Origin of the sequence: Thioalkalivibrio sp. ALE11 (assembly GCF_000381205.1) — a bacterium.
Classification (GTDB): domain Bacteria; phylum Pseudomonadota; class Gammaproteobacteria; order Ectothiorhodospirales; family Ectothiorhodospiraceae; genus Thioalkalivibrio.
In genome coordinates this window covers 1-20436 of sequence record NZ_KB906178.1, presented here as the reverse complement: position 1 = coordinate 20436, position 20436 = coordinate 1, and the positions used below count along the sequence as shown (strand labels likewise).

18 protein-coding genes and 1 tRNA gene are annotated in these 20436 nt (G+C 68.7%); 13 read left to right on the top strand and 6 right to left on the bottom strand.

All coding sequences use genetic code 11. From position 1 onward, the window contains the following. Positions 1-3 precede the first annotated feature (3 nt). The 5 genes from hisS to F620_RS0112180 are packed head-to-tail and all read left to right on the top strand — an operon-like array spanning position 4 to position 5720. Positions 4-1278 carry a histidine--tRNA ligase gene (gene hisS / locus F620_RS0112200; protein ID WP_026331455.1) on the top strand — a complete coding sequence of 425 codons (1275 nt, stop codon included), beginning with the start codon at positions 4-6 and terminating at the stop codon, positions 1276-1278. 13 nt (positions 1279-1291) lie between these two features. Further along, positions 1292-1906, top strand: a complete 615-nt coding sequence (locus F620_RS0112195) for a tetratricopeptide repeat protein (RefSeq protein ID WP_019570774.1) — start codon at positions 1292-1294, stop codon at positions 1904-1906. 14 nt (positions 1907-1920) lie between these two features. Beyond that, positions 1921-3111 (top strand): outer membrane protein assembly factor BamB, encoded by a 1191-nt coding sequence (bamB, locus tag F620_RS0112190; RefSeq protein ID WP_019570773.1) that lies wholly within the window; start codon positions 1921-1923, stop codon positions 3109-3111. Positions 3112-3118: 7 nt separating this feature from the next. After that, the gene (der, locus tag F620_RS0112185) at positions 3119-4564 is read left to right on the top strand and encodes a ribosome biogenesis GTPase Der (RefSeq protein WP_019570772.1); all 1446 of its coding nucleotides are present in this window, start codon (positions 3119-3121) and stop codon (positions 4562-4564) included. Then, positions 4548-5720, top strand: a complete 1173-nt coding sequence (locus F620_RS0112180) for an aminotransferase class I/II-fold pyridoxal phosphate-dependent enzyme (protein ID WP_019570771.1) — start codon at positions 4548-4550, stop codon at positions 5718-5720. Before der ends, F620_RS0112180 begins: the two co-directional genes overlap by 17 nt. Before the next feature lie 30 nt (positions 5721-5750). Here the strand turns inward: F620_RS0112180 and F620_RS0112175 are convergent, their stop codons facing one another. After that, entirely contained in the window at positions 5751-7064 is a 1314-nt protein-coding gene (locus tag F620_RS0112175) for an FGGY-family carbohydrate kinase (RefSeq protein WP_019570770.1), read from the bottom strand. 7 nt (positions 7065-7071) lie between these two features. Further along, entirely contained in the window at positions 7072-7494 is a 423-nt protein-coding gene (queF, locus tag F620_RS0112170) for a preQ(1) synthase (protein ID WP_018870388.1), read from the bottom strand. 148 nt (positions 7495-7642) lie between these two features. Here queF and smc point away from each other — a divergent pair, with 148 nt between their 5' ends. Genes smc through F620_RS0112145 form a run of 5 tightly spaced genes read left to right on the top strand, consistent with a single transcriptional unit; the run spans position 7643 to position 15193 of the window. Continuing rightward, positions 7643-11158 carry a chromosome segregation protein SMC gene (smc, locus tag F620_RS0112165; protein ID WP_019570769.1) on the top strand — a complete coding sequence of 1172 codons (3516 nt, stop codon included), beginning with the start codon at positions 7643-7645 and terminating at the stop codon, positions 11156-11158. A gap of 31 nt (positions 11159-11189) precedes the next feature. After that, positions 11190-12371 (top strand): cell division protein ZipA, encoded by a 1182-nt coding sequence (zipA, locus tag F620_RS0112160; protein WP_019022494.1) that lies wholly within the window; start codon positions 11190-11192, stop codon positions 12369-12371. Continuing rightward, positions 12368-14491, top strand: coding sequence for an NAD-dependent DNA ligase LigA (gene ligA / locus F620_RS0112155; protein ID WP_019570768.1), 2124 nt, complete (start codon positions 12368-12370; stop codon positions 14489-14491). Before zipA ends, ligA begins: the two co-directional genes overlap by 4 nt. Next, positions 14488-14880 (top strand): nucleotidyltransferase substrate binding protein, encoded by a 393-nt coding sequence (locus F620_RS0112150; RefSeq protein WP_019570767.1) that lies wholly within the window; start codon positions 14488-14490, stop codon positions 14878-14880. Before ligA ends, F620_RS0112150 begins: the two co-directional genes overlap by 4 nt. Beyond that, the gene (locus F620_RS0112145) at positions 14873-15193 is read left to right on the top strand and encodes a nucleotidyltransferase family protein (protein WP_019570766.1); all 321 of its coding nucleotides are present in this window, start codon (positions 14873-14875) and stop codon (positions 15191-15193) included. The genes F620_RS0112150 and F620_RS0112145 overlap by 8 nt, the downstream gene beginning before the upstream one ends. Here F620_RS0112145 and F620_RS0112140 read toward each other — a convergent pair. Then, on the bottom strand, positions 15190-16041 hold the full coding sequence (locus F620_RS0112140; RefSeq protein WP_019570765.1) for an ion transporter: 852 nt from the start codon (positions 16039-16041) through the stop codon (positions 15190-15192). The two genes, F620_RS0112145 and F620_RS0112140, sit on opposite strands and share 4 nt — an antisense overlap. Positions 16042-16160: 119 nt before the next feature. On the opposite strand from F620_RS0112140, the gene F620_RS0112135 reads away from it, so the two are divergent. Continuing rightward, positions 16161-16751, top strand: a complete 591-nt coding sequence (locus tag F620_RS0112135) for a cyclopropane-fatty-acyl-phospholipid synthase family protein (RefSeq protein WP_018870381.1) — start codon at positions 16161-16163, stop codon at positions 16749-16751. Positions 16752-16770: 19 nt separating this feature from the next. Here F620_RS0112135 and F620_RS0112130 read toward each other — a convergent pair whose 3' ends face one another. The 3 genes from F620_RS0112130 to F620_RS0112115 form a co-directional block, all read right to left on the bottom strand. Next, entirely contained in the window at positions 16771-18300 is a 1530-nt protein-coding gene (locus F620_RS0112130; protein ID WP_019570764.1) for a phospholipase D family protein, read from the bottom strand. A gap of 136 nt (positions 18301-18436) precedes the next feature. Beyond that, positions 18437-18513: transfer RNA gene (locus F620_RS0112125), tRNA-Val, on the bottom strand. A gap of 300 nt (positions 18514-18813) precedes the next feature. Beyond that, complete coding sequence (locus F620_RS0112115; RefSeq protein ID WP_018936623.1) at positions 18814-19062, bottom strand: helix-turn-helix transcriptional regulator; 249 nt, start codon at positions 19060-19062, stop codon at positions 18814-18816. 100 nt (positions 19063-19162) lie between these two features. Here F620_RS0112115 and F620_RS0112110 point away from each other — a divergent pair, with 100 nt between their 5' ends. Both F620_RS0112110 and F620_RS0112105 read left to right on the top strand, forming a co-directional pair. Further along, positions 19163-19414, top strand: a complete 252-nt coding sequence (locus tag F620_RS0112110) for a hypothetical protein (protein ID WP_019570762.1) — start codon at positions 19163-19165, stop codon at positions 19412-19414. Next, a partial coding sequence (locus F620_RS0112105) for an Arm DNA-binding domain-containing protein (protein ID WP_026331453.1) occupies positions 19407-20436 on the top strand: 1030 nt, incomplete at its 3' end. The genes F620_RS0112110 and F620_RS0112105, both read left to right, overlap by 8 nt.

Here is a 20436-nt window from a genome sequence, read left to right as displayed (position 1 = left end):
CCGATGAAAGCCATCCGATCCATTCGCGGGATGCACGACATCCTGCCCGACAGCGTTCACCTGTGGCAGCACCTCGAGGACCAGTTGCGTGACCTGCTGACGCGTTACGGTTACCACGAGATCCGCATGCCGCTGGTGGAGGCCACGGAGCTGTTCGCGCGATCCATCGGCGATGTCACCGACATCGTGGAGAAGGAGATGTACACCTTCGAGGACCGCAACGGTGACAGCCTGAGCCTGCGCCCGGAGGCCACGGCGAGTTGCGTGCGCGCCGGCATCCAGCACGGGCTGCTGCACAACCAGGTTCAGCGGCTGTGGTACATGGGGCCGATGTTCCGCCACGAACGTCCGCAGAAAGGGCGTTATCGCCAGTTCCATCAGGTCGGAGTCGAGGTGTTCGGTCTGCCGGGACCGGACATCGATGCCGAGGTCCTGGCGATGACCGCGCGTCTGTGGCGCATGCTCGGTCTGAGCAACGTGCGCCTGGAGCTCAACACGCTGGGAACCCCGGAATGCCGCGCGCAGTATCGGGAGCACCTCATCGCGCACTTCGAGGCGCATCGGGAGCAGCTGGACGAAGAGGCCCGCAACCGGCTGTACGACAACCCAATGCGCATCCTCGACAGCAAGGATCCCGGGACCCGCGAGGTGGTGGCCACGGCCCCGTCGCTGATGGACCATCTGGACGCCGAATCGCGGGCGCATTTCGATGCGCTCTGCGGTCACCTGGATGCGCTGGGCATCGCCTGGGAGCACAACCCGCGTCTCGTGCGCGGGCTGGACTACTACACCCATACGGTGTTCGAGTGGATCACCGACGAGCTGGGGGCGCAGGGTACGGTGTGCGCCGGTGGGCGTTACGATGGCCTGGTGGAGCAGCTGGGTGGCCGCGGGACGCCGGCAATCGGCATGGCCATGGGGCTGGAACGCCTGGTGGCCCTGCTGGAGGCCCGCGAAGACGCGCCGGCGGCCGGGGTGCCGGACGCCTATCTGGTGGTGCCGGATACGGAACAGACGGGCGAGGCGCTGCGACTGGCCGAGGAACTTCGCGAGGCGCGTCCCGATCTGCAACTGGTACAGCACTGCGGCGGTGGCAGCATGAAATCGCAGATGAAACGCGCGGACCGGCTGGGTGCGCGCGTGGCGCTGGTACTGGGGCCCGACGAGGCCGCGGCGGGCACCGTGACCGTCAAGCCGCTGCGCGGCGAGGGCGGCGAACAGCAGACCGTGGCGCGTGCCGATCTGTCCGCGCATATGGACACCGCCCTGCAATCCTGAAGGAATACCTGACATGAGTTATCTCACCGACGAAGAAAAGGCGGAACGGATCAAGCAGTGGTGGTCCGACAACGGCATGGCGGTCATCGCCGGGCTGGTGCTCGGGATCGCCGGCCTGTTCGGCTATAACTGGTGGAGCGGTCAGCAGGCCGAACGTGCCGAGCAGGCATCGGAGATGTACCAGGCGCTGCAGTTCAGCATGCGCGCCGGCCAGTTCGACCAGGCCGACGAAATGGCCCGGCAACTGATCGAACATGGCGGGCGTACGCCCTACGTGGCGCTGGCCTGGGCCCACCGCGCCGAGGTCGCGCTGGCCGGTGGCGAGCAAGAGGCCGCGGTGGCCGCCCTGCGCGAGGCCGTGGACGCCGCCCCGGATGACGGCCATCGTGCGCTGTTCCGTCTGCGGCTGGTGCGTCAGCTCATCCGGACCGAGGCCCTGGACGAAGCCGCATCGGTCCTCGCCACCGTCGAGCACGATGCATTCCGCGGCCTGCGGCTGGAACTCGACGGGGATCTGGCACGTGCCCGGGGTGACCACGACACCGCCCGCGAGCGCTACCGCGAGGCCCTGGACGCCGGCCACAGCCCGGAATACCTGCAACTGAAATTCGAGGATCTCTCCGCGTGAGGACGCCCGCCGACATGGATCATTTCGCGAAAATACGCTACGCCCTGCAGTGGTTCGCGGTGGCGGGCCTGGCACTGTCACTGAGTGCCTGTGGCCTGTTTTCCCGGGATGAGAGCGAGCCTCCGGCGGAACTGACCGATTTCGAAGTGCGCGGCGAACCCTCCGAACGCTGGTCAGCCTCGCTGGGGCGGGGCGCGGATCGCTTCCTCTGGGAAGTCTATCCGGCGATCGAGGACGACCGGGTGTTCGCGGCCGGCGCGGATGGCCGGATCGTGGCGCACGACCGGGAATCCGGCGCCCGCGCCTGGCAGACGCGACTGGACGACGTGCGCATCGCTTCGGGCGTGGGCGTCGGCGAGGGCATCGTGGTTGTGGGGACCCTGGAAGGTCTGGCGATTGCGGTGAGCGATGACGGCGAAGGCGAGCGCTGGCGGAATCAGCTCTCCAGCGAAGTCATCGGGATCTCGGAGGTCGCGTCGGGAATGGTGATCGCGCGCACCAATGACGGTCGGCTGCACGCCATGGACGCGGCAACCGGCGCGGTGCAGTGGACCGCGCTGCGGACCACGCCGGCACTGAGTCTGCGCGGGGCGCATGTGCCGCAGATCGTGGGCGGGCGCGTGCTGGCCGGCTTCGATGACGGTCGGCTGATGATGCTGGGCCTCACCCGCGGCAACACCCTGTGGGAGGCGACCCTGGGCGTGCCCACCGGCCGCTCCGAGGTCGAGCGCATGGTGGACGTGGATGGTCATATTCCGGTCTACCGCGGTGCGGCGCTGGGTGTCAGCTACCAGGGGCGCATGGCCGCGGTGGATCTCAATTCCGGCGAGCTCTACTGGGACCGGGAGTTCTCGTCCTATCAGGGCGGGGATGTCTCGATCAGCCGCAACGTGATGGTGGTCAGCGACGCCGACAGCCACGTGCGCGCGGTGGATCCGCGCAACGGCGGGGATCTGTGGGAAAACGCGGGTCTGCGCCTGCGCGGGGTGACCGCGCCGGTGATTCACGAGGGTTACGCCATCGTCGGCGATTTCGAGGGCTACCTGCACTGGCTCGACCTGGAAGACGGCGAATTCGCCGCCCGCACCCGCGTGGCGCGCGGCGCCGTGGTGGCACGGCCGGTGCTGGAGGGCGATACCCTGTACGTGATCACCGACAACGGTCGGCTGACCGCGATCGACGCGCGCATCGACGAGGACGCCTGATCCCCTCATGATCCCCGTCATCGCGCTGGTCGGCCGCCCGAATGTGGGCAAGTCGACCCTGTTCAATCAGCTCACCCGCTCGCGCGACGCGCTGGTCGCGGACATGCCCGGTCTGACCCGCGACCGCCAGTACGGAATCGGCCGGGTGGGCGAGTTTCCCTACATGGTGGTGGACACCGGCGGCCTGTCCGGCGAGGAAGAAGGGGTCGACCGGGCCATGGCCGAACAGACCCGCCGCGCGGTCGCCGAGGCCGATCACGTGCTGTTCCTGGTGGATGCGCGTGACGGCCTGACGCCGCAGGACGAGGCGATCGCCGAGCAGCTGCGTGCCAGTGGCGTGCGTGCCCGGGTCATCGTCAACAAGACCGACGGCCTGGATGCCGACGTGGTCAGCGCGGAGTTCCACGCCCTGGCGCTGGGCGATGTCACCCCGATCGCCGCGACCCACGGTCGCGGCGTGCGCGGCCTGATGCAGGCCGTGCGGGAAGACGTGGCCCGGGATCGGGAAGCGGCAGGCGGTGAAGGCGAGGGCGCCGGCGACGGCCTCGACGTGGACGCCCAGCAGGCCGCGCTGGACGACTGGCCGGGTATCCGTGTTGCGGTGGTGGGGCGGCCCAATGCCGGCAAGTCCACCCTGGTCAACCGCATCCTCGGGGATGAACGGGTAGTCGCCACCGACGTGGCGGGCACCACCCGCGACAGCATCTTCGTGCCGTTCACGCGCGAGGACCACGACTACACCCTGATCGACACTGCGGGGGTGCGGCGCCGCGCCCGGGTCCACGAGACCGTCGAGAAGTTCAGCGTGGTCAAGACCCTGCAGGCGATCGAGGCCGCGCACGTGGTGATCATGGTGATTGATGCCCGTGCCGGCCTGTCGGATCAGGACGCCCACCTGCTGGGGCTGGTGATCGATGCCGGCCGTGCGCTGGTGGTGGCCGTGAACAAGTGGGACGGCATGAACCCGGACGATCGCGAGTGGGTCCGGTCCGAGATGCAGCGTCGTCTCGGCTTCGTCGATTACGCGCGCATGCGCCTGATCTCGGCCCTGCACGGCACCAACGTCGGGCACCTGCTGGACGACGTGCGCGAGGCCCACGCCAGTGCGTTCGTGGACATCTCCACCCCGGAGCTGACCCGGTTGCTGGAAGCCGCGGTGGCCGAGCATGCGCCGCCGCTGGTCAGCGGGCGGCGGATCAAGCTGCGCTATGCGCACCAGGGCGGGCAGAACCCGCCGGTGATCGTGGTCCACGGCAATCAGACCGACCGTCTGCCCGGGGCCTACAAGCGCTATCTGGAGAACTTCTTCCGCCGTCAGCTGAAGCTGGTGGGGACGCCCCTGCGGCTGGAGTTCCGTTCCGGAAAGAACCCCTATGCCGGCCGGCGCAACCAGCTTACGCCGCGCCAGCAGCAGAAACGCAAAAGGTTGATGCGTCATGTCCGCAAGCGCTGAGCCCGCCCTGTCGGATTTTGCGCAGGTGGTCGAGCCGTTCCGCGTGATGGACATCCTCGACCGCGCCCAGGCGGCCGAGCGCGCCGGCCGCGACATCATCCATCTGGAGGTCGGCGAGCCGGATTTCGTGACCCCGCGTGGTGTGGTGTCCGCCGGCGAGATCGCCCTGGCCGCCGGGGAAACCCGCTACACGCCGGCGCACGGGCGCGAAAAACTGCGCCGGGCGATCGCGCAGGACTACCGCAACCGCCACGCGGCCGAAGTGGACCCGGAACGGGTCGTGGTCACGTCCGGGGCCTCGGCGGCCATCCTGCTGGCGCTGGCGGCCGGCGTGAATCCCGGGGAGGAGGTGCTGCTGCCGGACCCGGGCTACGCCTGCAACCGGCAGTTCGTCGCGGCCCGGGGTGCGCGGCCCCGGCCCCTGGTGGTGTCGGCCGAGGACGCCTGGCAGCCAACCGCCGACGCGGTGGCCGCGGCCTGGAGCGACACGACCCGCGCCGTGCTGCTGGCGTCGCCGGCCAACCCCACCGGCACCTGCCTGTCGCGCGAGACCCTCGCGGAGATCGTGGCGGTGGTGGAGGCCCGCGGCGGGCTGGTGATCATGGACGAGATCTACGGCCAGCTGGTATTCGGCGAGCCCGAGCGCAGTGCCGCGGCCCTGCACCCGAACGTGGTGGTGATCAACAGCTTCTCCAAGTATTTCGCCATGACCGGCTGGCGCCTGGGCTGGATGGTGGTACCGCCCTCGTGGGTCGATCCGGTCCGCCGCCTGGCGCAGAACCTGTTCGTGGCGCCCTCCAGCGTGGCCCAGGCGGCGGCGATGTTCGCCTTCGAACCGGACACCGAAGCGGAACTGCAGCAGCGGGTGCGCGAGCTCGAAAGCCGCCGCGACTTCCTGCTGCAGGCCCTGCCGGAACTCGGCCTGGAGGTGCGCGCACGTCCCGAAGGGGCGTTCTACATCTATGCCGACTGCAGTGCCCATGGCGCGGATTCCGAGGCGCTGTGCGCCCGCATCCTCGACGAGGCGGGCGTGGCGCTGACGCCGGGGACCGATTTCAGTCCATCCGATGGCGCGCGCCATCTGCGCATCGCCTATACCCAGAGCGAGGCCCGGCTGCGCGAGGCGGTGGAGCGTCTGCGCGGCGTGCTGACCTGATCCGGGCGTAGAACCGGGCCCGGCTCCGGGTCAGGCCGGATCCGGTTCCTGCAGCGCCGCGAGCGCGGTGCCCCGCGCAAGACGGGCAGTACCGACCGCGGCCTCGTCGTCCGCTGCCGTGCTCACCTCGACCCCGAGGATGCGCGCCCGGATCCGGCTCCAGGCGGGGCTGCGCGCGCCACCGCCGAGGGTCACCACGCGCTGCAGCGCGGGCGCGCCCAGTTCCCGCAGCCGTGCATAGCCATCGCGTTCGATGCGCGCGATCCCTTCGAACAGCCCCTGCAGAAAGAGCGCATCGTCCGTCGGGCGGGGCTCCATGCGGGGCAGCAGATCCGGATCGTTGACGGGGAAGCGTTCGCCGGGGCCGGGGAGCGGGAGATAGTCCAGGCCGCTGTCGCGCTTCGGATCCAGGGCCGCACCCAGCCGCTCCAGGTCTGCATTGTCGAAGAACTGCCGCAGCACGGCCCCGCCGCTGTGCGACGCACCGCCGGCCAGCCAGCGATCCCCGAGGCGGTGGCTGTACACCCCCAGTTCCGGCGCGAACAGCGGCCGCGGAGAGAGCTGCTTGAGCGCCAGCGTCGAGCCCAGGCTGGTGACGCCGGTGGCGGTATCCGCGACCCCGGCGGCGAGGAAACCGGCAATCGAGTCGGTGGTGCCCGCGACCACCCTTGAGGCCGGATTCAGGCCGAGGTTCGCGGCCAGGTCCGGGTCCACCGGGCCCAGCGGGGTGCCCGCCGGCACCACCTCGGGCAGCAGGCCGATCTCGTCGCCGAGCTCGCGGAGCAGCCATTCCGGCCAGCGGCGCCGGACCACGTCGTAGCCCAGCTTGAGGGCATTGTTCTCGTCCATGCGGTCGTAGCGCTCGCGCAGGCGGCCGGCCAGCCAGTCGGCCGGGTGCAGCACGCGGCGCACGCCGGAGAGCCCGTGTTCCCCGCGCAGCCACAGGAGCTTGGCGGCGGAACTGGAGGCCGAGTGGACCGCGGCCTCGGGCGGGGCCAGGCGCGCCAGGCGGGGCACCGCCGGGGCCGCCCGGCGGTCGTCGTACATCAGCGCCGGGTGGAGCGGGTGGCCCTGTTCGTCGGTACATAGCAGGGTGCCCGAGGTGCCGTCGATCGCGATGGCGACGGGTTCACCCTCCAGGCCGTCGGTCAGTTCTGCCAGCACCTCCTGCAGCGCCTCCCACCACCGCTCCGGCTCCTGTTGGTGCAGTGGACCGTCATGCCGGATACCGGCGGGTGCCAGCGCGCGGCTGGCGGTGGCGCGGCGCCCTCCGTCGGGGTCCAGCAACACGCCGCGCACCCCCGAGGTGCCGACGTCCAGTCCGATGGCCCGGGACGGGTGCACGGCGATGTCAGTATTCGGTGCCCTGCGGGCTGCGCGTCGGCGGCGGCAGGGTCACGCTCTCCGGCGGGGTCCAGCCCTCCTGACGGTGTTCCGCGACCACCGTGGTGTAGATCCCGCCGCGCACGTAGAAATTGGCGGTCAGGCGCATGAATCGCGGATCGGTCGCGGCCACCAGGTCGTTGAGGATCTGGTTGGTTACGGCCTCGTGGAACGCCCCTTCGTTGCGGAACGACCACATGTAGTTCTTCAGCGACTTCAGCTCCACGCAGCGCTGGTCCGCCACGTACTGCAGATGCAGCTCGGCGAAGTCCGGCTGCCCCGTCGCCGGGCACAGGCAGGTGAACTCCGGGATCCGGATGTAGATCGCGAAGTTGTTGTCCGGGGAGGGGTTGTCGAAGGTGTCCAGGGTCTTGCTCGGCTGGCTGGGCATGAATGCGTTCTCGTGTTTCGGCTGTTTTAGCGTGCGCGGTTGGAGAAGCGGGTCGCGCGCGAGTTCCCGTCGGGGTCACGTTCGACCTGTAAGCGTGTACCATTCTACGCCCGTACACCCCAGGCTGCGGAACACCCAGGATACCGACGTGCGCCTTGCCCGAATCAAGCTGGCCGGCTTCAAGTCCTTCGTGGACCCCACCACCCTGGTGCTGCCCGGCAACCGGGTAGGCGTGGTGGGGCCCAACGGCTGCGGCAAGTCGAACACCATCGATGCCGTGCGCTGGGTGATGGGCGAATCCTCGGCCAAGCATCTGCGGGGGGATTCGGGCGAGGACGTGATCTTCAACGGCTCCTCCAGCCGCAAGCCCGTGGGACAGGCCAGCATCGAACTGGTGTTCGACAACTCCGAAGGGCGACTGGGCGGCGAATACAGCGCTTACACCGAGATCGCGGTCAAGCGCGCGCTTACCCGCGACGGGCAGTCGAAGTACTACCTGAACGGCCATCGCGCGCGCAAGCGTGACATCGTGGATCTGTTCCTGGGTACCGGGCTGGGGCCGCGCAGCTACGCCATCATCGAGCAGGGCATGATCGCGCGGCTGATCGAGGCGCGTCCGGAGGACCTGCGCACCTATCTGGAAGAGGCGGCCGGGATCTCCAAATACAAGGAACGCCGGCGCGAGACCGAGAACCGCGTGCGCCACACGCGCGAAAACCTGGAGCGCCTGGATGACCTGCGCGAGGAGGTGGGCAAGCAGGCGGAGCGGCTGAACCGACAGGCGGCGACCGCGGAGCGCTACCAGCAGCTGGCCGCGGATCGCCGGCGCAAGCGGGCCGAGGCGATCCTGCTGCGGCTGCAGGCGGAAGAGGCCGCGCTGGAAAGCCGCCGCGCCGAGCTGTCCGCCGCCGAGACCGAACTCGCCCGGCTGCAGGCCGAGGCGCAGAACGCGCGCACCCGCTCCGAGACCCTGCGCCAGCAGCGCGTGGACCGCGAGGCGGCAGTGTCCGAGGCGCAGAGCGCGTACTACGACCGCGCCGCCGAGGTATCGCGCCTGGAGCAGTCGATTCGCCATGCCGAGGCTGAACTGGAGCGCGAGACGCGCGAACTGGAGGACCTGGACACGCGCATCCGCACGGCGGGCGAGCAGCAGGATGCGGTGGCCGGGCGCATCCGCGAGGCGGAGCGCGAATGCGAGCGCCTGCGCGAAGCGCTGGAGAATGCGGAACGCGAACAGCAGCGCCTGGAGGCCGCCGCCGAGGAGGCCGAACAGGCAGACCAGGCGGCGCGCGAGGCCCAGCAGGAATGGGAGCGCAACCTGGCCGAACCGCGTCAGGCCGCGCAGGTGGCCCGTTCGCGGATGGACAGCGCCGAACAGACCCGCCAGCGCCTCGCGCGCCGGCGGGAGAAGCTGGAATCCGAAAAGGCCGCGCTGCCGCAGACCCATCCGGGCGAGGAGGCCGAGCGCGTGGAGGGCGAGCTCGCCGGACTGCGCGAGGCCCTGGAGGCGGAGCAGGCGCGCAGCGCCGAGGCGCGCGCCGAGCTGGAGCGTCTGGAGGCGGAGCAGACGGAGGAACAGGAACAGGCCCATGCCGTGGAGCGCGAGCACCGCGAGGTCGCGGGGCGCCTGGCCGGGCTGGAATCCTTCGGTGGCGAGGCCGATCCCGAGGCGACTCGCAAGCGGCGCGAGGAATGGGCCCGGCGCCACGGTATCGATGCCGGTCGCCCGCTGGTGCAGGCGCTGGAGGTCGAGGACGGCTGGGACACCGCGGTGGAGGCGGTGCTGGGGAACTGGCTGGAGGCCGAGGTGCCCGAAGGTGCCGGCGATCCCCTGGGGCTGGAGGCCGCGGCCCTGGCCGATCTGCCCGAGGCGCCGCTGCGCCGCCTGGATGGCACGGCGTCCGCCGAGCCGGTACCCGACGACAGCCTGGCTGCCCGAGTGAGCGGTCCGGCAGCCGTGCGGCGCTGGCTGGCCGGCATCTACTGCGCCGCCGATGCGCAGGCGGCGCGCGAGCGGGCCCGGGACTGTGGCCCGGGCGAGAGCGTGATCACCCCCGGCGGGACCTGGCTGGGCCCGGGCTGGCTGGCGCATGGCACGCTGGAAGCCGAAGTCAGCGGGGCGGTCGCACGGGTGCGCCTGGCACGCGAGCTGGAGCAGCAGCGCGATGCCCTGCAGGAGCGCGGCCGGGCGCTGGAGGCTTCACTGGCGGGGCGCAGGGAGCGCATCGGCGCGGCGCGCGAGGCCCGCGACGCGGTGGACGCGCGGATCGCGGAACAGCGCAAGCAGGTGCAGGAGGGCGAGAACCGCGTGCAGCGGCTGCACGATCAGGCGCGGCAACTGGAACAGCAGCAGGCGCGCATCGACCGCGAGCTGGAAGAGGTCGCCGAGGAGGACGAACGGGTACGCACCCAGTTCGACGAGGCCGAGGCCGAACGCAATCGGGCACTCGAGCGTCTGGAGGGTCTGGAGGCCGATCGCGAAGCCGTGGAGGCCCGCGTGGCCGCGACCCGCGAGGCCCGTCAGCAGGCACGCGAGCAGGCCCGTGCGGCACGCGATGCCGCGGGCAAGGCACGCCTGGCCGAGCAGGAGGCGCGGCATCGGCTGGAGCGCGAACAGAGCGAGCGGGAACGCCTGGAACGCCAGCTGAGCGAGGATCGCGAGCGTCAGGAACGTCTGCGCGAGGGTCTGGAGGGCCGGCGTGCCCCGCTGGAACAGTGGAAGAAGGACCTGCAGGCGGCGGCCGAGGCGCGTCAGGCCGCCGAGAGCGCGCTGACCGCCGCGCGCGGCCAGCTGGACGAGTGCGATCATGCCCTGCGCGAGGTGGCCGGCGAGCTGACGGAGCTGGAGCAGCGGGTGGAGCAGCAGCGTTCCACCTGCGAGGAATACCGGCTGGACCAGCGTTTACGGGCCACGCAGCTGGAACAGCTGCGCGAACAGCTGCAGGAATCCGGATTCGACGCGCGCGAGCTGGCGGCCGAGCTGCCGGAAGACGCCGGCGTGGAGGCATGGGACCGGGCGATCGCCGAGCTGGACCGGGCGATCGAGAAGCTCGGGCCGATCAACCTGGCGGCGATCGACGAGGCCCGCGAGCTGGAAGAACGCCAGCGCTATCTGGAGGAACAGCACGCCGATCTGATCGAGGCGCTGGAGACCCTGGAGGCGGCGATGCAGCGCATCGACCGCGAGACCCGCACGCTGTTCCGCGAGACCTTCGACAAGGTCAACGCCGGGCTGGGGGAGAAATTCCAGCGCCTGTTCGGCGGCGGCGAGGCGCGCCTGGAGATGACCGGCGACGACCTGCTGGATACCGGCGTGGCGATTATGGCGCGTCCGCCGGGCAAGCGCCTGTCCACCATCCATCTGATGTCCGGGGGTGAGAAGGCGCTCACGGCTTCGGCGCTGGTATTCGCCATCTTCGAGCTGAATCCGGCACCCTTCTGCATGCTGGACGAGGTGGATGCGCCGCTGGACGAGGCCAACGTGGGGCGTTTCGGCGAGCTCCTGCGGGAGATGTCGGAGCGGATCCAGTTCATCTTTATCACCCACAACAAGTCGACCATGTCCATGGCGGAACAGCTGATCGGCGTTACCATGCACGAACCGGGCGTGTCGCGTCTGGTCAGTGTGGACGTCGACGAGGCCGTGGAAATGGCCGGGGCCTGACGGCGCCGGGCGCAACGAGCGAGGAATTTTCGTGGACTGGATGCGGTTGAGTCTGCTGCTGCTGGGAATCGTCCTGATCGCGGGGATCTGGATCACGCACCGCATGCGCACGCGTGCGCGCGAGCGTGACGAGGCCGATGACGCCGGCGACTGGGCCGATGATGCGGTTCACATCCGTGCCGGCGCGCCCGATCCGCTGGACGAGGGTCCCCGCGTAACCGGCGGACGGCGCGAGCCGCATCTCGGCGTGACCTCGCCGGGCCCGGATGCGGAGCCCGATCCGGATGATCCGTTCGAGGCCGCGCCGCGCGGCTCGACCTCCGCGCAGGAACCGGTCAACGACATCTACGGCGTGCTGGAGGACGAAGAGCCCGGCGCCGGGGCCGCCGACCATGGTGCGTCCGGTCCGCGCGGGTTCGAGACCGATTACGGCGGCGACCTGCGGGCGGAGCCCGAGCCCGACCCCGACCCCGAGCCCGGGCGCGGGACGGCCCCGGCGTCCCAGCGTCGCCGGAATGCGAAGCCGTCGCCGATGGAACGCCTGATCGCCGTCACTCGCCAGGGTCTGGATGCCGTGCGCGCGCGCATGCCGGGAGCCGGACGCAAGTCGCGTGGCCCGGTCGGCGAACGCCTGGACCCGGACCACGAGGTGGATCCCGATCTGATCGAGGAGCCGGACCGGCCGGATCCGGAATCGCTGGGCGAATATGTGTCCGATCCGTGGAAGGCGGGCGAGAACCCGCGCGCCGCGTCGGCGTCGCTGCAGGAGAAGATTCTCCTGCTGCACGTGGTCGCGCCCCGGAACAAGCCGTTCACCGGCGTGGCGCTGGGCGCTGCGCTGGAGCGCGCGGGCCTCAAGCCCGGGGCGATGGACATCTACCACTACCATGAACCCGAGAGCGACAAACGACAGCCGCTGTTCTCGGTGGCCAACATGGTGGCGCCCGGGACCCTGCGTGACGAGGACCTGGCGGACATGATGACCCCCGGCGTCACCCTGTTCACCCAGGTGCACTACAGCGCCCATCCGCAGCGCGCGTTCGAGGCATTGCTGGAGAACGCGCACGCGCTGGCACGCGACCTCGGGGGCACCATCCTGGACGCGCAGCAGTCGACGGCGACGAACCAGACCCTGGCGCACATGCGCGAGGACCTGAACCAGTGGCTGCTGCGCAACCGGCCCGACATCCTCCGGCGCGGGAGGACGCAATGAGCGCCGACCGCGAGCGCCTGGAGGCGCTGCGCCGACAGATCGAACACCACAACCGGCGCTACTACGTCCACGACGACCCCGAGATCTCGGATACCGAATACGACGAGCTCCTGCGCGAGCTCGAGGCGCTGGAGGCCGCGCACCCCGAATGGATCACCCCGGACTCGCCGACCCAGCGCGTGGGCGCGCAGCCGGCCGAGGGCTTCGAGCCAGTGCGCCACCGGCTGCCGATGCTGTCGCTGGCCAACGGCTTCGAGCCCGGGGAGATTCACGACTTCGACCGGCGGGTGCGCGAACGCCTGGCGCGCGACACCGGTGATCCGGCACGTGCCGAACAGGCCGTCACCTACATGGCCGAGCCCAAGCTGGACGGGCTGGCGATCTCGCTGCTGTTCGAAGACGGAGTGCTGGTGCGCGCCGCCACCCGCGGCGACGGCGAAACCGGCGAGGACGTGACCGCCAACATGCGCACCGTGCGCCCGGTGCCGCTGCGCCTGGATCCGGCCGGGGCGCAGGCCGTGGGCGGGGCGATCCCGGCCGTGCTGGAGGTGCGCGGCGAGGTGTTCATGCGCCGGGCGGATTTCCTGCGCCTCAACGAGGGGCTGGAGGCCGAGGGGCAGCGCGGTTTCATGAACCCGCGCAACGCCGCCGCCGGCAGCCTGCGCCAGCTCGACCCCAAGGTGACGGCCCGGCGCCCGCTCAGTTTCTTTGCCTATTCCGTGGGCCATGTCGAGGGCGGGGCGCTGCCGGGGCGGCAGTCGGCGGTGCTGGACGCCCTGCGTGATCTCGGCCTGCCGGTGTGTTCCGAGCGCCGCGTGGTGACCGGGGTGGAGGGCTGCCTGGGCTATTACGACGAGCTGGCCGCGCGGCGGCGCGATCTGGATTACGAGATCGACGGCATCGTGTACAAGGTGGACGATCTGGCCGACCAGCAGGTGCTGGGGTTCGTGTCGCGGGCCCCGCGCTGGGCGATCGCGCACAAGTTCCCGGCCGAGGAACGCACCACCACGCTGCGCGATGTCGAGTTCAACGTGGGGCGCACGGGGGCCCTGACGCCGGTGGCGCGGCTGGAGCCGGTGCTGGTGGGCGGGGTGATGGTGTCCAACGCCGGCCTGCACAACATGGACGAGGTGGAGCGCAAGGATATCCGCATCGGCGACCGCGTGATCGTGCGCCGCGCCGGGGACGTGATCCCCGAGGTGGTGGGTCGCGCCGGAGGCGAGCGGCCGGCGGAGACCCGCGCGATCGAACTCCCGGCCACCTGCCCGGAATGTGGCTCGCATGTGGAACGGCCCGAGGGCGAGGTGGTGGCGCGCTGCACCGGCGGGCTGGTCTGTCCGGCGCAGCGGCGCGAGGCGCTCAAGCACTTCGTGTCGCGTCGCGCCATGGACATCGAGGGCTTCGGCGAGAAGCTGATCGAGCAGCTGGTCGACAGCGGCCGGGTACGCACCCCGGCGGAGTTGTTCGCGCTGGATACGGAGACCCTGCAGCAGCTGGAACGGGTGGGGCCGAAACTGGCCGACAACCTGGTGCGCGCGCTGGAGACCGCGCGCGAGACCACGCTGGCGCGCTTCATCTTCGCCCTCGGCATCCGCGAGGTAGGCGAAGTCACCGCGCAGGCCCTGGCCGCGCATTTCCGTGACCTGGATGCCCTGATGGCGGCGGATGCCGAGACCCTGCAGTCGATCCCGGACGTGGGGCCGGTGGTGGCCGAACACATCGTGCATTTCTTCGCCGAGCCGCATAATCGCGAGGTGGTCGAAGCCCTGCGTGCGGCCGGCGTGCACTGGCCGGTGCCGGAGCCGTCCCCGGCCTCCCCCGGTGACGCCGGGGATGAGGCCGCGCAGGCCCCGCTGGCGGGGCGCACGTTCGTGCTGACCGGCACGCTTGAGGAGATGACCCGCGACGAGGCGCGTGCGCGTCTGGAGGCGCTGGGCGCCAGGATCACCGGCTCGGTGTCGAAGAAGACCAGCGCGGTCATCGCCGGCGCCGACCCCGGATCCAAGGTAGCGAAGGCCGAATCCCTGGGCGTCCCGGTGCTGGGCCCGGAGGAACTGCCGCGGCTGCTGGCGGGCGAGGATCTGCTGGCCGAGGAAGCCACGGAAGGAGGCAGCGCATGAGCGACGGCCTGCTGGTGACCCCGCTGCGCGACGCGGCCGCCTCGCTGGAGCGGGCGCTGGCGCAGCCGAAGGACGAGTTCATCCGCGATGCGACCATCCAGCGCTTCGAATACAGCTTCGAGCTGGCGTGGAAGCTGCTGCAGCGGCGGCTGGTCGAGGATGAGGGGCGCGAGGTGGTGATGCCGCTCAGTCGTCGGGAGCTGTTTCGTCTGGCGGCAACGCGGCGATTGATCGAGGATCCCGCGCAGTGGTTTGCCTTCCACAGGGCCCGCAACATGACCTCGCACACGTATAACGAAGCCGTGGCGGAGGAGGTGTACGAGATTGCGCGAAGCTTTCTGCCCGCCGTGCAGGCCCTGATCGAGAAGCTGGAGCATCCGGGTGGTTGACCTGACGCCCGCTCAGCGGGAGGTGGTGGAGCGTCTCGTGCACCGGCATTTGCCCGCGGGGACGCGGGTGTGGCTGTTCGGCTCGCGCGCCACCGGGTGCAGCGCGCCCGCTTCGGACCTGGACCTGCTGGTGGATGCCGGCGAGGCCCTGGATTTCGCGATCCTTGGGGAACTGGAGGCCGACCTCGCCGAGTCGGATTTGCCGTTTCCGGTGGATGTGGTGGATCTGCACCGCATATCGGAGGCGTTCGCGGCCCGCATCCGGCCCGAATGCGTGCCGCTGTCGGAGACCGGGGCCGGGGAGGCCGGCTAGCGTCCTTCGCGCGATCGCTGTTCCAGCAGGTTCTGCATCCGGGACAGGCGTTCCTGCAGCGCGCTGGTCTCCTCGTGCAGGGCCTGGAGTTCGTTGTGCAGGGCCTTGTTTTCCTCGTGAACGCTGTCGTGGATGGCCTGCTTTTCGATTTCCACCGCGCGGTCGTGCATGCGCTGCATCGCATCCACGATGATGGCGATGAACAGGTTGAGCACGGTGAACGTGGCGATCAGGATAAACGGCACGAAGAATGCCCACGCCCAGGGGTGCTCCTCCATGACGGGGCGAGCCACGTCTTCCGACCAGCCTTCCAGCGTCATCACCTGGAACAGGCTGTACATGGTCGCGCCGAGAGTGCCGAACATCTCGGGATGCGTTTCGCGGAACAGCCCGGTGGCGATGATCGCGAACACGTAGAAGATCAGCAGCAACAGACCGATGATGGAGATGATACCCGGGATCGCGCGCAGCAGCGCCTCGACGATGAAGCGCAGCTTGGGCACCAGCGAGACCAGACGCAGCAGACGCAGCACGCGCAGCACCGAGAACGGGCCGGTAGCCGGGATCAGCGCGATGCCAACGACGAAGAAATCGAACACGTTCCAGGGGTTGCGCCAGAACCGCAGGCGGTAGACGAACATCTTGGTCAGGACCTCGACGGTGAAGATCGACAGGATGATCACGTCGGCGCTGTTGATCACGGGGCCGATCGCCTGCATCACCGCATGCGAGGTTTCGAGCCCCAGGGTCAGGGCGTTCAGCAGGATCAGTCCGATGATGAAGCGCTGGGTGTAATTGGCTTCGATCAGGGCCGTCAGGCGGCCGCGCAGGGTTACGGTCTCGGTCATGGTGGCCTGGTCGTGAAAACGAACGTATGAAGAAGCAATCGGGTGACTGCCGGGCGCGCAAAGAGTAGGGCAAACCCGCGCGCCCGGCAATGGAGCCCGGAACATGCAAGGAGTTGATGATGTGGGATGATCGTTATTCAACGGAGGAATTCGCCTACGGCACCGAGCCGAACGACTTCCTGCGCGAGGCCGTGGCCACCCTGCCGCCCGGAGATGCGCTGTGCCTGGGCGAGGGCGAGGGGCGCAACGCGGTGTATCTGGCCGAACAGGGCTTCGACGTGACCGCGGTCGACAGCTCCCTGGTGGGCCTGCGCAAGGCCGAACGGCTGGCGGCCGAGCGCGGGGTGAGTATCCGGACCGAGGTCGCCGATCTGGCGGACTACCGCATTGATCCGGAAAGCTGGGATGTGATCGTGTCGATCTACTGTCACGTGCCACCGGAGATCCGTCGCCGTGTGCATGCCGATGTCGTGCAGGGGCTGCGCCCCGGCGGGACTTTCATCCTCGAGGCGTACACGCCGGCACAGCTGGCGCACGGCACCGGTGGCCCGCCGGTGGAAGAATTGATGATGGACCTGAACGCGCTCAGCGAGGAACTCGATGGCCTCGAGTTCGACTACGCCCACGAGCTGGAGCGCGAGGTGATCGAAGGGGTTTATCACACCGGTCGCGGCGCGGTGGTGCAGGTCGTCGGCCGGCGTCCGTCCTGAGCGGGCTTGCCCGCGGGGATTACAGCAGGCTCTCCACCGGGAACAGGATGGTGAGATCCGAAAGGATCTGACGCATGTGGCCGGCCTTGGGATCGCGCCGCCACGTGCGGCCCTGGTCGTCGCTCCAGATCAGGTTGTCCTCGGCGTCCAGCTCGACCCGGTAGGCGAACTCGGGCTGGATAATCCGCTCGTGCAGGTCCACGACCTGGCCGACCAGCGCCGGTTCGCGCAGGAACACCCCGGATTCGGTATTGCTGTAGGCCGAACGCGGATCGAGGTTGTAGGAGCCGACGAACGCCTCGTGGCCGTCCATCACGAACGCCTTGGTGTGCAGGCTGGTCTGCGACGAGCCCAGGCCCCAGCGCCTTGCCCGTTCCTCGCCGTTGGGCAGGGCGGTGGGACGCAGCTCGTGCAGCTCCACGCCGCCCTGCAGCAGGGTCGGTCGGCGGCGTGAATATCCGCTGTGGGTGAACACCACATCATTGGAGGCCAGCGAGTTGGTCAGCACGCTGATACGAACCCCACGCTCCGCGATCTCGATCAGTTCCCGGGTGCCCCGCCGCTGTGGGACGAAATAGGGCGTGATGATGCGCAGCTCGTTGCGTACCCCGGAAAAGCGGGCCCGCAGCGCCGGGGTGACCCCGCCATCCCGCTCGGGATCGAAACCCGCGGTATCCAGCGCCTTGGCGGGCGGGTCCACCACGAAGTCCGCCGCCGCGGTCCAGACATAGGCCTCGTCATCGTCGATATGTCCGGGGGGCAGGCGCCCGGCCGGGGCCTTCTGCAGCAGCGGGTGGTCGTTCTGTGTCGACAGCCATGCCTGCAGGGCCTCGCGATGTTCCTGTAGCCGGGGCGGATCCGGGAGGCGCGAGACCACGCGCTGGATGCCGATCGCACCCTGGCTGTTCCAGAAATCGTGGAACGAGGCCTCCACCTCGGCGGCCATCGGCCCGACGATCGCCACGTCCAGATCCGCGAAGTTGTATTCCGGGCTGGCCTCGAAGTACTCGTCGCCGATGTTGCGCCCGCCGATGATCGCCAGGTGGCCGTCGACCACCCAGGCCTTGTTGTGCATGCGCCGGTTGAGCTGAACGCCCCGGGTCAGGAACTCCAGTCCCTTGCCGAGCATCCCGTGACGGGTGCGGAAGGGATTGAACAGGCGGATGTCGATGTTGGGGTGCTGATCGACGGCGGCGAGGATGTCGTCGCGGCCGCGGGCATCGATGTCGTCCAGCAGTACCGAGACGTTGACCCCGCGGTCGGCCGCGCGCAGCAGCTCGCCGAGAAGGGCCCGGCCGGCGGCATCGTTGCGCCAGATGTAGTACTGAATGCTCAGCCGATCCTCGGCCTTGCGCGCGCTGAAGGCCCGCCACTGGAAGGCCTCGACACCATCATCCAGCAGACGGAATCCGGATTCCCCCGGGGATGCGTCCACCCGGGGCGTGATCCATTCGGCGAGGGGGCCTTCGTCGGCCGGTGCGGCGGGCGGATTCGCGGGGCGGTCATCGCGTGGTTCCAGCGACGCACAGCCGGAGGCCAGCAACAGCACCGCAAGCCCCGTTACCAACGCCCTGAGCCTGGACTCCATGTCTGACCGCCCCGATCTCCGGCAGCCCGACCCGATTTGCGGGTTCCGGGCGAAAAAAAGGCGAGCCGGACCAGGTCGGGCTCGCCTTTCACAAATCTGGTAGGCGCGAGTGGACTCGAACCACCGACCCCCACCATGTCAAGGTGGTGCTCTAACCAACTGAGCTACGCGCCTGTCGTGTCCGAGACGCGTATTCTACAGCGTCTTTAGGGTGTGTCAAAGGGATCTGCAAGGTGTTGTCTCTGCGAGTGTTTTTCGGGTAGACGCAAAGCTCTCGCGGAGTCCGTCAGTCGATGTCGGGGACGGCAGAAGTGAAGAAAGCGCGCTCAGCGCGAAGCCTCTCGAACGGCTTTGGCCCATCTGTAGCCCACATGTAGCCCATTTTGTGGCCCACGCCCTTCGACAGGTCCTGGAAACGGCTCGCCAAAGTGAGCACCACCCGGAACGGGCCCAAGAGCCGCTCTTCGGAGCACCTCACGATTCACCCTCGCCACTCGCATCGCTGTCCGGGACGTATTCGGCGAGGTCCCCAACCTGGCAGTCGAAATAGGCGCAGAGAGCGTCAAGACTGTCCGTGGTCGCGTTGTAACCCCGCTGATTCGCCATCTTGGAGAGACTTGTCCGGTTCACGCCAGTTGCTTTGGAGATCTCCTCCAGCGTGATGCGCCGGCCCTCCTGAAACGCCTTGTCCGCTATTCGTTCCTTCAGACGAAATCGGATCATTGTTCGTGCCTCTTGGCTAACAAACGTTCTTGACAGGAACGTTCGTGTTCTGTAGTATTCGTTACGTATGGTTAACATACGTCAACAAAAGGAGACTTCTGTGAATCAGAACACGTATCTTACGCCAGAGCAGGCTGCAGCGCGACTGCAGTTCAATACCCGGTATTTCCGGAACGTGATCATGAAAGAGCATCTGGTCGAAGGCGTGCACTTCGTCCGTGCCTTTGACCGCCGCAAGTACCTCATTATCTGGGAGAAGGTCGAAGAAACGCTGCTGGAGAACCAGCCCGTGACCCAGACCGAGCAGGGCCTCGGAATCCCGATGGCCCGGGGAGGTGTGTGCCATGCCTAGTGTTCGCGTACACCACAACGGCAAGCTGTTCTTCGATTTTCGGTATCGGGGCCAGCGGTGCCGGGAGTATTCCCAACTGCAGGATACGCCGAAGAACCGGCGCGCCATGGAACGGGCGCTCAAGAAGATTGAGGCGGAAATCGAGCTGGGAGTCTTCGATTACGCCAAGACCTTCCCGAACAGCCGCAATGCGCAGCGCTTCGCGCAGCCGGACGCGGTCGTTTCGCAGGAGAGCGGTCCCGAGGCATCTGCGGATCAGCCCACGATGCGGGAGTTCAGTGACACCTGGTTCGCGGAAAACGCTCCGCTGTGGAAGCCTTCGTACCAGACGAAGGTGACCGACATCCTGTCGAAGCACGTGGTCCCGCAGTTCGGGGACCGGAAGGTCGGCGACATCCAGAAATCCGAAATTCTCCAGTATCGCGCACAACTCGCCAAAGTGAACCGCGATACCGGGAAGGGGCTGTCAGCCTCTCGGATCAACCAGATTCTGAACGTAACGAAGCAGATTCTGGAGGAAGCCGCCGACCGCTTTGACTTTAACACGCCGTTTCAGGGCATCAAGCCCATGCGGATCGGGCGTTCGCAGGTGGATCCGTTCTCGCTGGAGGAGGTCCAGCGGTTTCTGGATGCCGCGCCGCCGGAGTGGCGCGGGTATTTCCTGGTCCGCTTCTTCACCGGCATGCGGACCTCGGAGATCGACGGGCTGAAGTGGGACTGCGTCGATTTCGACCGTCGGGAGATCCTGGTTCAGTCGGCCCGGGTGCAGGGCGAGGAGACCACGACCAAGACCGACGGTTCGACGCGGACGATCCAGATGTCCGACGTGGTGTACCGGGTGCTCATGGAGGAACGCGAGGCCATGCGTCAGCGCCCGGAGACCCACCGCAGCCGCTACGTGTTCTCCACCCGGTACGGGTATCCGATTGCGTACCGCAACGTGAACAACCGGGTCTGGTACCCGACGCTGAAGAAGGCGGGACTCAAGCGCCGCAACCCCTACCAGACGCGCCACACGGCCG